This window comes from Photorhabdus aegyptia (assembly GCF_000612035.1).
Taxonomy (GTDB): domain Bacteria; phylum Pseudomonadota; class Gammaproteobacteria; order Enterobacterales; family Enterobacteriaceae; genus Photorhabdus; species Photorhabdus akhurstii.
This window is the reverse complement of the sequence record NZ_JFGV01000027.1, coordinates 1-13,814: the sequence shown is the minus strand read 5'-3', so window position 1 is coordinate 13,814 and position 13,814 is coordinate 1. Positions and strand designations below refer to the sequence as shown.

10 protein-coding genes are annotated in these 13,814 nt (G+C 40.6%); 4 read left to right on the top strand and 6 right to left on the bottom strand.

The window, feature by feature from the left end:
* Positions 1 to 144: 144 nt before the first annotated feature.
* From fic to BA1DRAFT_RS10135, 3 genes are all read right to left on the bottom strand, one after another.
* Positions 145 to 1,257: a protein adenylyltransferase Fic gene (gene fic, locus BA1DRAFT_RS10145; protein WP_036778490.1), complete on the bottom strand. Its 1,113-nt coding sequence runs from the start codon at positions 1,255 to 1,257 to the stop codon at positions 145 to 147.
* A gap of 183 nt (positions 1,258 to 1,440) precedes the next feature.
* Complete coding sequence (locus BA1DRAFT_RS10140; protein ID WP_036778489.1) at positions 1,441 to 2,658, bottom strand: MFS transporter; 1,218 nt, start codon at positions 2,656 to 2,658, stop codon at positions 1,441 to 1,443.
* Between the two features lie 47 nt (positions 2,659 to 2,705).
* Positions 2,706 to 3,626, bottom strand: coding sequence for a carbohydrate kinase family protein (locus BA1DRAFT_RS10135; RefSeq protein ID WP_036778488.1), 921 nt, complete (start codon positions 3,624 to 3,626; stop codon positions 2,706 to 2,708).
* Positions 3,627 to 4,380: 754 nt separating this feature from the next.
* On the opposite strand from BA1DRAFT_RS10135, the gene BA1DRAFT_RS10130 reads away from it, so the two are divergent.
* Positions 4,381 to 5,163: a GNAT family N-acetyltransferase gene (locus BA1DRAFT_RS10130; protein ID WP_036778486.1), complete on the top strand. Its 783-nt coding sequence runs from the start codon at positions 4,381 to 4,383 to the stop codon at positions 5,161 to 5,163.
* 89 nt (positions 5,164 to 5,252) lie between these two features.
* On the opposite strand, the gene fdhD is transcribed toward BA1DRAFT_RS10130, so the two are convergent.
* Entirely contained in the window at positions 5,253 to 6,083 is an 831-nt protein-coding gene (fdhD, locus tag BA1DRAFT_RS10125; protein WP_036778485.1) for a formate dehydrogenase accessory sulfurtransferase FdhD, read from the bottom strand.
* Positions 6,084 to 6,264: 181 nt separating this feature from the next.
* Between fdhD and fdnG the strand changes: the two genes are divergently transcribed.
* The 3 genes from fdnG to fdoI are packed head-to-tail and all read left to right on the top strand — an operon-like array spanning position 6,265 to position 10,891.
* On the top strand, positions 6,265 to 9,312 hold the full coding sequence (gene fdnG, locus BA1DRAFT_RS10115; RefSeq protein WP_152544302.1) for a formate dehydrogenase-N subunit alpha: 3,048 nt from the start codon (positions 6,265 to 6,267) through the stop codon (positions 9,310 to 9,312).
* Positions 9,313 to 9,323: 11 nt separating this feature from the next.
* Positions 9,324 to 10,253, top strand: coding sequence for a formate dehydrogenase subunit beta (gene fdxH, locus BA1DRAFT_RS10110; RefSeq protein ID WP_036778478.1), 930 nt, complete (start codon positions 9,324 to 9,326; stop codon positions 10,251 to 10,253).
* Positions 10,250 to 10,891 (top strand): formate dehydrogenase cytochrome b556 subunit, encoded by a 642-nt coding sequence (gene fdoI, locus BA1DRAFT_RS10105; protein ID WP_036778475.1) that lies wholly within the window; start codon positions 10,250 to 10,252, stop codon positions 10,889 to 10,891. The genes fdxH and fdoI overlap by 4 nt, the downstream gene beginning before the upstream one ends.
* Positions 10,892 to 11,162: 271 nt before the next feature.
* Here fdoI and BA1DRAFT_RS10100 read toward each other — a convergent pair whose 3' ends face one another.
* Together BA1DRAFT_RS10100 and BA1DRAFT_RS10095 are read right to left on the bottom strand one after the other, a co-directional pair.
* Positions 11,163 to 12,119 carry a methyltransferase gene (locus BA1DRAFT_RS10100; RefSeq protein ID WP_036778474.1) on the bottom strand — a complete coding sequence of 319 codons (957 nt, stop codon included), beginning with the start codon at positions 12,117 to 12,119 and terminating at the stop codon, positions 11,163 to 11,165.
* A 657-nt stretch (positions 12,120 to 12,776) separates the two neighbouring features.
* A complete protein-coding gene (locus BA1DRAFT_RS10095) occupies positions 12,777 to 13,730 on the bottom strand; it encodes a methyltransferase (protein WP_036778472.1) in 954 nt (317 codons plus the stop codon).
* Positions 13,731 to 13,814 lie beyond the last annotated feature (84 nt).

Here is a 13,814-nt window from a genome sequence, read left to right as displayed (position 1 = left end):
TTATACGCGTACATAGCAGAAAACAGAAAAAACAATAAAATCAATATATAAACATCAGATTCATCAGGCGATCTCTGATCGTCTCACCTAGATAAAAAAGCTATTGTAAATAATGGCTTCAGACCGCTGACAAATCCTCCTCTATCAGCCATTTACATAATGCGTAAAACTATTGTTGTCTTGTGTCATCAAACACATCAACTTTGGATGGATAAACAGTTTCTCTTTACCAACAACTTTCTCTTGTAATACCCCGATATCGACCAACTGTTTTAAATAAACCGAAGCAGTTTGACGTTTAGCAATATCACATTCAACCAAATTACTAATACGGCAATAAGGTTGTTCAAATATCACCTGTACCAGCTCATGGCTGTAAATTTTAGGCAGGCTTTGTTTTATATACTCACTGGTATGTTCAATCAATTCTCTTACCGCAGCAATTTTATCCGTAGTCCATTTAGCAGTCTGCTCTACTGCGGTTAACATATAGATAATCCACTCTTCCCATTTCCCGGCGGCAGTGACTTGAGTCAGCAACCGATAATAATCACTCTTATGTTGTACAATGTAGCGACTTAAATAAATAATTGGCAATGTCAAAAGCTGCTGTTCAATAAGATAGAGAATATTAATGATACGGCCGGTACGTCCATTGCCGTCAGTAAATGGATGAATAGCCTCAAACTGGTAATGAGCAATAGCCATCTTGATTAATGGGTCGATTCCATCTTCTGCATGAAGAAATTGTTCCCAATTGCTGAGTAAATCACGTATCTGAGATTCTCCCTCTGGCGGCGTATAAGTAATCTCACCTGTTGCCTGATTACTCAGCGTTGTACCGGGAACTTTGCGAATATTCATATCAACAGCTTTTAGTCGGCTACAAACTTCAATAGCTGTACTCGTGCATAGTGGCCGCCGAGTTAATTGTATGAACCCTTCATAAAGTGCGGTGCGGTAGCGTAGTGCTTCTTTCGTTGCAGGATCAGCCAGACTGTCTTCTTGTGCATATTGGAACAGTTTGTCTGAAGTAGTCACAATATTTTCGATTTCTGAGCTGTCTTTTGCTTCCAGCAGTGGCAACAAGTTAATGAGTAACCCCTGATTAGGCAACAATTCACCCGCTTGCTTAAGCTCAGCCAGTGCAGCTCTGGCAGGTATACAGGCTTTTAGTACCGCAATGGACTCCATCACCTTTATGACTGGTGGCAATAAGGGAATAGCATTAAAAGGCGCATCGGGCTGCCATGTCATGTTTATATTTCCTGTTTTTTTCGACACGTTGCGAGTATATGTTGACGGCATCGACACGTAAAGGTTTCATGTCGATAAAATCGATAAATTTCGACATGTATTAGCCATATGTCGATAGAATCGACATATGGAAACCCATTCACGGCGCTGCGCTTATCGCATAACTGGCAACATCAAGCCTGATTAAACTGCGCTGCTACTTTCTCGGCTGTCTTCTCCGTTAAACATAAAAAACAGTGCGCCAGTCAGTAATATCAACCCGCCAGATATCATTAAAAGAGATTGAATACTAATATAGTCAGCAATTGGACCAAACAACACCATACCCAATGGCAGAGAACAGGACAGAGCAATTTGAACTAAACTAAATACCCTACCCATCATTTCAGGTTCTATTCTTTCCTGAAAAACCGCTGTTATCGGTGCGTTAAAACAAGGTGTTACCACACCTAAAAAGACATTGAGTACGAGATAAAGTGGGAACCAATAGGCATTACCAAGAGCGACCATAAATATGCCAAAAAACGCGCAAGCTATCGCCGTTATACGCATTTTATTTTTATATTCACTCCAGAAAGAGATCAGCAATCCCCCCAAAACCGCGCCAGCACTAAATGTCATTTCATTAACGGCTAAACGCCACGGCTCTTCTCCAAATGTCCGATTAACTAATAAAGGCGTCAAAAATGCAGCCGGACTAATCAGAAAGCAGACACAAATCAGAAAAATCAAAAGATTTCTGATCAATTTATTCTCTTGCAGATAACGGAAGCCCGCTAAAATCGCCTGAAATTTATTATCCGGTATGGAATCAGAAGCAATTTTAGGAATAGGAATAAACGCAACAATACTGATGCCGATAATGGCAGTCGTTACGTCCACCAAAAAAATATTTTCAATTGAAGTTTGAGAATATAAAAAGCCGCCAATAGCAGGGGATGCCAACATCATCAGTGAAGTCAGAGACGTATTAATACCATTGACCCGCAATAATTTCTCTTTCGGCACAAGTTGCGGAATAATAGCACTAACAGCCGGCATCTGGATGCCCGTCCCGAATGAGCGGACAATCAACGCGACAAATAACAACTCAATGCTCTTAAATCCGAGCATAAAAGAGATAGCTAAACCAAGAGTGACTAATGCAATTGCTGCATCAGAGGCAATACTGAGCAACTTACGGCTATAAGTATCCGCCCAGACACCAGCAAATAAGGAGATCAATACCTGAGGAAGAAATGCACAGAGTACCGAAATAGCCAACATTTCTCCCGATGACGTATTTAAGGTGATATACCAGACGATAGAGAACTGGACAATGGAAGACCCCAGTAGAGAAATGGTTTGAGCTGATAAAAATAAAGCCGTTTTACTTTTCCAACCTGGAAGTAATGCACTCATTTTAACTATGCCCCTTAAAGCCTAGGAGGCGTAGTGTCTGGAAATAATTATTCAAACACAAACTCCTCTAGTTCTTTGATTGTTGGTGCGCCCGCAGCACCAGTACGGTTAACAACAATGGCAGCAACACGATTGCCAAGCTCAACAGCATCTCTTAACGACATTCCCTGCGATAAACCTGCAAGCATGCCACTACTATGAGCATCACCAGCACCGATGGTATCCACCACTTTCACTTTATAAGCCGCGACATATTCTGGCTCACGATCAGGCAGACATATCCACGTACCCTGTGAACCTAACCGACAAATAATAGTGATTTTTCTTTTACTGGAATAACGGCTAGCTTGGACGACAGGATCGCCTTCCCCGCACAATATAGCAACTTCATTACGACTCAGTGTCAGAATGGTCCGGTCAACAGGTAATGCATCAAGGAAAGTAGGATCTATTTCTGGTAAACGTGGGCCAAAATCCAGCAATAACGTCTGCCCGGATGGTGACGCCAGTAACCAGTCACATAAAATCGCCGTTGATTTACCCGCCATGACATAACCGCTGGAGTAGATATATCCCCTTTCCGGCAAAGCAATAGAAGAGAGCATGGCCGTATTCCAGTCAACTTCACAACCACTTACGGAGACAAAACTTCTTTCACCATCCGGTTCAACCATTGCCAAACACCAACCATTATCAAGATAGGAATAGATCAATGTGACCTCAAGCCCAAGGGCTTGCATCTCTTTGGCGACTTGCTTACCCCAGTATCCGTTACCAACGGGTATACCATTGATCACAGGGACTTGCAGGCGGACCAAGGCCCGAGCAACATTAAAACCAGAACCGCCAATCTGTCGATCAATTTCCTTAGCTTCCTGATCTGCCCCACTGCGAGGAAGCCTCGGTAAACTAAGAACAATATCTCCTGCCGCCGCACCAATTACAGTAATCGGTAGTAAACCCGCCATCAGGCTCTCCTCTTACCGGCCTAAATATCAGCCATAGTCACATCAAATTGGAAAAGAAACAGATAAATCACTTAGGAAAGAAAACTTGCAGCAATTATTGCCGAATTCACATACATAAGAAATACTTATACTTTAACATTAATCGGGTTCAATAAAAGTCAACCTGTATCAATTATGTGATACCAACGTGATTGATTTCCAATTTATCGGTCATAGGACGATAATAATTCCTGTGTGAAATAGTGACATATAATCATTGTTGCCAAAATATATAAAAACTCATAGAAAAAGTTGATTAATTCATGAAATTAGCCTCATGAGGAGAGCCAAAATGAATGAAAAAGCCAAGTGTCCCAATATTATAACAAGTTATTTAATAGGTAAAAGTATTATCACTTTTCCGTCCGGCCGTATTTAAATGCGAAATGCATTCAAAAGCTAACATTTTTATCTGATTACTGCCCAAGAACACTTTTATGATCAACAACGGCAAATAAAATAACTCTATTGGGACAAACAGTGAGTTGATTCTATTGTATTTCCAACGGCGTATTATCAGTGCAAGATAAATAAAAATTCAAGTTAAACAATTAATCAAAAATATAAAATTCATTTAATTGGCTCTTAGTAGAAATTACTTAAAACATATTATCTATTTATGTCCATAAATATTACTGCTATTCTATACAATTAAAATTTTCCACTAATGAAGTACTTATCAATATTACAAATTACCTTTACAGGAAATCCTACTTTGAAAACACACATCATTATTCAATCCGCCAAACAACGACCTGATTTAAAAAATGCCACTGATGAGCTTATTTATAATAATTGGCCTTTGTTTATGCAGAACTCCCCTGTGACATATGAACATTGGAATAAATTATTTGAGCCAGATTTCAGCCATTTTCAGCAATTTGCTATTTTGCAACAAGGGGAAGAGCAGAAATTAATTGGTGTTGCTAATTCAGTACCTTTCCCTTGGGAAGGCGACTCATTAGAACAACTGCCAGATAATGGTTGGGATGAAGTTTTCCGCAGAGGTATGTTTGCTCGTGGAAAAACAGTCACAAAAATATTGTCGGCATTATCAGTAACCGTAGCGCCTGAATTTCGCGGTAAGAATATACCGGCATTGCTTATTGGCAGCTTAAAACAAGCGGCTATCGAGGCAGGGTTTAAAGCATTAGTTGTTCCCGTGAGGCCGACGTTGAAAAAAAACTATCCATTGCAGGATTTTGTACAATACTGTGAATGGAAAAATGATAACAATGAACCTTTTGATCCCTGGATTCGGGCACACTGGCGTCTGGGAGCGAAGATTATTCGACCGGCGATACACTCAATGCATATAGATGCCACACTTGATAAATGGCAGGAATGGCTAGGAATGAAACTCCCCGAAAGTGGTCAATATATTATTCCTGGTGGTTTAGTACCACTGGTGGTGGATATACAACAGCAAATGGCTTATTACATTGAACCCAACCTATGGATGTTTCACAGCTTGCATGATGCAGAATTATTGCGATAACCTCGGTTGATTAATATAAAAATCAACTTTTCATATTAATCACAGTAGGAAAATGCGAGCGTTCTTGATATGCCTATTTTTATGCGCATTTAACTTATTAATCTCTCAGCATGGGTATAAATAGTCGCTTTACCGGGTTTACAAAAACCAACCAAGGTCAAATGACATCGGTCAGCGATTTCTACAGCCAATGAAGTTGCTGCTGAAACCGCAAACAGAATCTCAACACCACAAACGGCTGATTTTTGTACCATCTCATAACTAGCACGACTAGATACCAAAACAGCGCCTTGCTGCCAACCTGTTTTCGCCTTCATGCCTAGCATTTTATCCAGTGCAACGTGACGACCTACATCCTCACATCCCCCCAATAATTTACCTTCCGGATCAATCCAACTTGCCACATGAGTGCAACCTGTCAATGCCCCAACATCCTGAACATTAGTCAGTTGAGAGAGAGCGTGATCAAGCTGGCTTAACGAAAAGGTTTGAGTAAAAGGCAACGGGGAAATCGGGCGAAAAACATCAGAAAGTTGTTCTGTTCCACAGATGCCACAACCTGTTCGTCCAGCCAGATTACGTCTGCGCTCTTTTAAACCAGCAAAACGACGGCTAGAAAGTTCGATTTGCAACTCAATACCGCCATTACAATTAGCGATAATATCAATGCCGCGAATCTCGTGTTGAGATTCAATAATGCCTTCGGAAAGCGAAAACCCAATAGCAAAATATTCGAGATCTTTAGGACTTGCCATCATTACGACATGCGAAATACCGTTGTAAACTAAAGCAACAGGAATTTCTTCTGCAATCCAATCAGCTTTTAATGTATCAAGATGGTGCTTTTGTTGCACGTTCGTTCGTGTTATCCCCTTGATCACACCAAATGGTAACAACTTCCCTGATTTTACGTTATACATTAGATGAGTTCCTAATAGTGTTACGACATAATAATCGTGTGAAAAAAAGAGTCTATACTATTTGTCAGGCAATAAATCTGATCCCACTACGGAAAGTGGTTTTAATAAAAAAGAACACATTCAAAATTTTTCCCATGATGGAATGGATACTGTTTAAGACAATGTGAGTGAGGAGATTCCCATGCAAGTCAGCAGAAGGCAGTTCTTTAAGATCTGCGCTGGCGGTATGGCAGGTACAACGGTAGCCGCGTTGGGCTTTGCGCCAGCCGCAGCCCTTGCACAAACACGTAACTATAAATTGTTGCGTGCGCGTGAAACCCGAAATACCTGTACGTACTGCTCTGTCGGTTGTGGGCTGTTGATGTACAGCCTTGGCGATGGCGCAAAAAACGCGAAAGCAACTATTTTCCATATTGAAGGTGATCCTGATCATCCGGTAAACCGCGGCGCACTTTGTCCTAAAGGGGCTGGCCTAGTTGATTTTATCCATAGCGAAAGCCGCCTGAAATACCCGGAATATCGCGCAGCGGGTTCTGACAAATGGCAACGTATTACTTGGGATGAGGCATTTGATCGCATCGCTAAGTTAATGAAAGCAGACCGTGACGCCAATTTCATTAAAACCAATCAAGAAGGCGTGACAGTCAATCGCTGGCTGACGACCGGCATGCTGTGTGCATCGGCTTCCAGTAACGAAACAGGCTATCTGTCGCAAAAATTTAGTCGCGCTCTCGGCATGCTCGCCGTAGACAACCAAGCACGTGTCTGACACGGACCAACGGTAGCAAGTCTTGCTCCAACATTTGGTCGCGGTGCGATGACCAACCACTGGGTTGATATCAAGAACGCGAATCTAATAGTCGTTATGGGTGGTAACGCTGCCGAAGCGCATCCTGTGGGATTCCGTTGGGCAATGGAAGCCAAAATCCATAATAACGCTAAGTTAATTGTGATTGATCCACGTTTTACCCGTACAGCATCTGTAGCGGATTTCTATACTCCAATCCGTTCTGGTACCGATATTGCTTTCTTGTCAGGTGTGATTTTATATCTGCTGACTAACAATAAGATTAACCATGAATATGTTGAGGCGTATACCAACGCCAGTCTGATCGTGCGTGAAGATTATTCGTTCAATGATGGTCTGTTCAGTGGTTATGACGCAGAAAAACGTCAATACGACAAAACCAGTTGGAACTATGCACTGGATGAAAACGGCTTTGCTCAACGTGATATCACACTTAAGCACCCACGTTGTGTGTGGAATTTGTTAAAAGAGCACGTTAGCCGTTATACGCCCGATGTCGTCAGTAATATTTGCGGTACACCAAAAGAGGATTTCCTGAAAGTCTGCGAATATATTGCAGAGACTTGTGTTAAGGATAAGACCGCTTCTTTCCTGTACGCACTGGGTTGGACTCAACACTCAGTGGGTGCACAGAACATTCGAACTATGGCGATGATCCAACTGCTATTGGGCAACATGGGTATGGCAGGTGGCGGTGTTAATGCATTGCGTGGTCACTCGAATATTCAGGGATTGACTGATTTGGGATTGTTGTCGCAAAGCTTGCCGGGATATCTGACACTTCCCTCAGAGAAGCAGGCCGATCTACAAACTTATCTCCAGGCAAATACCCCCAAACCGATGCTGCCGGGTCAGATTAACTACTGGGGGAATTACCCAAAATTCTTTATCAGTCTGATGAAGAGTTTCTACGGTGATAATGCCCGTAAAGATAACGACTGGGGTTTTGATTGGCTGCCGAAGTGGGACAAAAGTTATGACGTCCTGCAATTTTTTAACATGATGTCGAAAGGTGAAGTCAATGGCTATATTTGCCAGGGCTTTAACCCGGTAGCTTCTTTTCCGAATAAAAACAAAGTGGTTGACGCCCTGTCGAAACTGAAATTCCTGATCACTATCGATCCGCTTAACACTGAAACGTCAACTTTCTGGCAGAACCACGGTGAATTTAACGATGTCGATTCATCCAAAATTCAGACAGAAGTTTTCCGCCTGCCGTGCTGCTGCTTCGCAGAGGAAAACGGTTCAATTGTTAACTCTGGTCGCTGGTTGCAATGGCACTGGAAAGGTGCGGATGCGCCGGGAGAAGCCATCGGTGATGGAGAGATCCTCTCCGGTATCTTCAAACGCATGCGGGATATGTACCGTGCGGTAGGGGGAGCATCACCAGAGCCGCTGCTGAGCATGACCTGGAATTACTTCAACCCGGACAGCCCTACATCGGAAGAAGTGGCCCAAGAGAGTAATGGCCGGGCACTGATTGATCTGATTGATGCTGATGGCAACGTCATAGTGAAACAAGGTCAGCAATTAACCTCTTTTGCGCAGCTACGTGATGATGGTACTACCGCTAGTGGTTGTTGGATCTTTGCCGGAAGCTGGACGCCGGAAGGTAACCAGATGGCCCGTCGTGATAACGCCGATCCGTCAGGATTAGGCAATACTCTCGGTTGGGCATGGGCATGGCCGTTAAATCGTCGTATTTTGTACAATCGCGCATCGGCCGATCCGCAGGGCAAACCTTGGGATGAGAAACGTCAGTTACTAACGTGGGATGGTATTAAGTGGGGTGGCGTCGATACTGCTGATTATAGTGTGGCTGCGCCGGAAACGGATGTTGGCCCATTTATCATGCAACCGGAAGGTATGGCGCGTCTGTTTGCTATTGATAAGATGGCGGAAGGGCCATTCCCTGAACACTATGAACCCTTTGAAACGCCATTGGGGACCAATCCATTGCATCCGAATGTGGTATCCAACCCGGCTGCCCGAGTGTTCAAAAGCGACTTTGAAGCAATGGGTAAGGCAGATAAATTCCCTTATGTGGGAACCACTTACCGTTTGACAGAACATTTCCACTATTGGACAAAACACGCATTGTTGAACTCGATTATCCAACCTGAACAGTTTGTGGAAATCGGTGAAAAACTGGCAGAAAAGAAAGGCATCAAGCACGGTGATACCGTCAAAGTTAGCTCTAATCGCGGTTACATCAAAGCGAAAGCGGTTGTCACCAAACGTATTCGTACCCTGAATGTACATGGTCGTGAAGTGGATACTATCGGTATTCCGATTCATTGGGGCTTTGAAGGGGCAGCGAAGAAAGGCTTTATTGCCAATACCTTGACACCATTTGTTGGTGATGCGAACACACAAACGCCTGAATTCAAAGCGTTCTTGGTCAATGTGGAAAAAGTGTAAAGGGAAAAATTATGTCATTGCAAACTCAAGACATCATTCGCCGCTCTGCCACAAATTCTTTTACTCCTGCGCCACGGGTGCGGGATGACCAGGAGGGCGTTGCGAAACTGATTGATGTGACAACCTGTATCGGTTGTAAAGCTTGTCAGGTGGCCTGTTCTGAGTGGAACGATATCCGTGATGAGATCGGTTATAACGTTGGTGTTTATGATAACCCGGCTGATTTAACCGCCAAATCATGGACCGTGATGCGCTTCTCAGAGGTTGAAGAGAACGGCAAACTGGAATGGTTGATTCGTAAAGATGGTTGTATGCACTGTGCTGATCCCGGTTGCTTGAAGGCTTGTCCAGCAGAAGGGGCGATCATTCAGTATGCCAACGGGATTGTTGATTTCCAGTCGGAACACTGTATTGGCTGTGGCTACTGTATCGCCGGTTGTCCATTCAATGTGCCACGACTCAACCAAGAAGATAACCGGGTATATAAATGCACTCTGTGCGTTGATCGCGTTAACGTCGGTCAGGAGCCGGCCTGCGTGAAAACCTGTCCGACCGGTGCAATCCATTTTGGCAGTAAAAAAGCCATGAAGGATTTGGCGGCTGAACGGGTGAGTGAGTTGAAAGGCCGCGGTTATGAGAATGCGGGTTTGTACGATCCTGATGGTGTTGGTGGTACCCATGTGATGTATGTACTGCACCATGCTAACAAACCACAACTATATCATGGCCTACCGGACAATCCCGCTATTAGCCCGACCGTCACCTTCTGGAAAGGTATTTGGAAACCGCTGGCCGCAGTGGGATTTGCAGCCACATTCGCTGCCAGCCTCTTCCATTATGTGGGTATTGGTCCGAACCGGATAACGGAAGAAGATGAGGAAAATGCGCGTCGTGATGCCGAGCCTTCACAGCAATCAGCCAATGGGGAGGAACCGCGATGAAAGGCAGGAAAGATATTATTATCCGTCACTCACCAGTTGAGAGAGTAAACCACTGGGCGGTGGTACTCTGTTTTCTATTTACCGCCATTAGTGGATTAGGATTCTTTTTCCCCTCTTTTAACTGGCTGATGAATATCTTCGGTACGCCGCAATTGTCACGGATTTTGCATCCATTTGTCGGTTCAGCAATGTTTATTTTATTTATCTTTATGTTTTTCAGATATTTCAAACATAACTTTATCGACAAAGATGACATTGTATGGCTGCAAAACATCCATAAGATTATGAAAAATGAGGAAGCGGGCGATATTGGTCAATACAACTTAGGTCAGAAAGGGGTCTATTGGTCTATCAGTATTTGCTTGATATTACTCGCTGTCAGTGGTGTTATTATTTGGCGCCCCTATTTTGCTGATCTCTTCTCTATTCCGATAATTCGAATCGCGCTTCTAATCCATTCAATGTCAGCTATTGGTTTAATCTTGACGATTATGGTTCACGCTTATGCGGCATTCTGGGTGAAAGGATCTCTCCGAGCAATGGTTGAAGGTTGGGTAACCCGTGGTTGGGCTAAGAAACATCACCCACGCTGGTATCGTGAAGTGATGAAACAGGAACAACAAGAAGAGAAACGTTAATGCGTTTTTAATATAATCATAAGCAGGATAGTCATATCCTGCTTATTACGCATTAAGTGCAAGGAATGATTAGATATTAAGTTCAATATTTTTGTTTAAATTATTTTTTATCATAAGATTTTAAATTAAATTCACTTTCTATTTTAATCTATCTATTTCTTTGATATAAAATAAAGCATCAAAAAATTGATGCTTTATTTTATCTATCCGTTCCTTAAAGAGACAATATCCATATTAATCATCTTTGGGAATAATCTGTAGTTCCTACAATTTATTTTATCCGTAGTTCGATAAATGAATATGGTGAATATGATTGTTCTACCAGTTTAATCTCTTGAACGACAAGGCCAGCTTGATTAGCCAGATATTCGAACTCATCAACACTACGTTCTTTCCCCGCAAATAACATATCCATTAATATATCGAAAGATCTAGAAAATTCAGGCTCTTTCACCATATTTATCAATAATAGAGATGAGTTTTTATCCATTGCTTTGCGGAAATTCTCCAAAATAAGTATTGAGTCACTATCGGACCAATTATGGAGAACATTTTTTAAAATATACAAATCATAACCGGATGGAATTGACTTTAGAAAATTTCCATTGATAAACTCTATATTGTCAGAAATGGGAAGTTCATTATATCTATCCAATACAGCGTAATGTTTTCCTTTTACCTTTTCACTAATTCTTGCTAAAAGCTCCCCTTCTCCCCCTCCAACATCTAATATTCTATTATGCTGATTAAAATCATAAATACCAAGTAACTCCTCAACGATTAAATTTGAGACTCTTGTCATTAAAGCATCAAAATTTGATTTGAGAAATTTGTTACCATCCAGATATTCAAAGAATGGCTTGCCATGTGCCATTTCAAATGCCGATTTGCCATCATCTTCAAATAAGGATTTTCCATACATTAACCAAGCGTTACCGTAATATGAGCAAATTTCAAGCTTTATCATGAATGTCTCAAAACTTTCAGGATCGGCAAACACCTGGCACTCATCAGAAAGCCTGAATTTATTATCTTTACTAACCAACACCCCCATTTCAACTAAGAAATCACATAATCGACTAAACCGAGCACAATTAACACCAGATTTACGGGAAAGCTCGCTTATATCAACATAAATTCCATCTTTAAAGTGAGTAGATAATCCGGTATCAACAAAAGCATGAATTGCAGCTGATCTTCTATTTGACGCAATCAGTTCAGTTAGCATTGAGCCATCCTTTATATCTTTATATTATTAATAAATTAAATATTTTATCAAAAATCCAAGAAATACCATGATGATAGATTGGATATCCTGACAACCCATTTGAACTAAAATGTAATTATTAGCTTTGTTATCTTTTCATGCAAAGATTCAATTCATCTTACATCCGCATTTTTGAGCATAAGATGTTAATTATCAGATTATATTAAATTTGATAAAAAGAAATGACAAAGATCACAATTAACTCTTCTCAGAACCCTTAAAAATTAAATAGCAGAAAATAACGCAGTGCATATATTGCCATTTACATTCATTTATAAAAAAATGATAATTATAAAACCTGAGAAATTACAGGTATTTTTTGAATGTGTTATTTAGGCAATAGGAAAAGAAACATCAATGATGCTCCACCCTAAAGATCATCAATGAAGGGTAGTGACATCCTACCTATTACTAATTAATTCCAACATTAAAAATATAATGCTTATGAAAATTACGTTCATTATAAATATCTGAATTAAATTTCAAATATCTATATGTTTTTATAAAATAAGATAAAAATATGGCATCAGATATTTTGATGCCATACTTGTTATACCTATTTTCAAATGCACAATATCCATATGATTATTCTTACGGAGTTCTATGATTATCTATAATTTATTTTACCCCTAGTTCTATAATTGAATATTTCTCATTTATCTCTTTAATACTTTTAACGACAAATCCTGCCTGGCAAGCTAACTCCTCTAATTCACTCAAATAACGCTCTTTTCCTAATAATAATACATCCATTAATATATCCGTAGAGTCAATTATTTCTAATCGTGGTTTCTTCACTGTGCTTATCAATAAAACAGTTGCATTATCATCCATAGCTTTTCTACAGCTCTGCAAAATTAATACTGCATTATTATCAAACCAATTATGGATAATATTTTTTAAAATATATAAATCATAACCAGATGGAACTGATTTAAAAAAATCTCCATTTATAAATTCAATATCTTCTAAAACAGGAATTTCATTATATCTATCTAATACAGCGTAATGTTTTCCTTTTATTTTTTCATTCATTCTTATCAGAAGCTTCCCTTCTCCTCCCCCAACATCTAGTATTCTTTTGTATTGATTAAAATCATAAATATCGAGGATTTTGTCTATTATTTTGTCCGAGTTCTTTGACATAAAAGAATCAAAATTTGATCTAAACAATTCATGATTATCCAAATATTCAAAGAATGGTTTTCCATGCGCTATTTCAAATGCCGTTTTATTATTATTCTCATATAATGATTTTGAATACATTGACCAAGCATTCCAGTATTCTGGGCTAACTTCACACCTTACCATTAATGACTCCATACTTTCAGGATCGGCAAGCGCACTGCATTCCTCAGAAAGCGCAACGCCCTCATTGCTGCTAACCAATACCCCTATTTTGATTAAATATTCACATAACCGGCTAAAGCGAGAATGATCAAGACCATATTGACGGGAAAGCTCGCTGATATTTACGCAAGCTCCATCTTTAAAGTGAACAGACAAACCCATATCAACAAAAGCATAAATTGCGGTTGATTTCCTACATGATGTAATAAGTTCGATTAGCATAGCGTTATCCTTTATATCATAAAGAAATGAAGTATTTTATATATACCCGTCATCTTTCAAGTTGCCTCTTTGTTGGCTGCACTC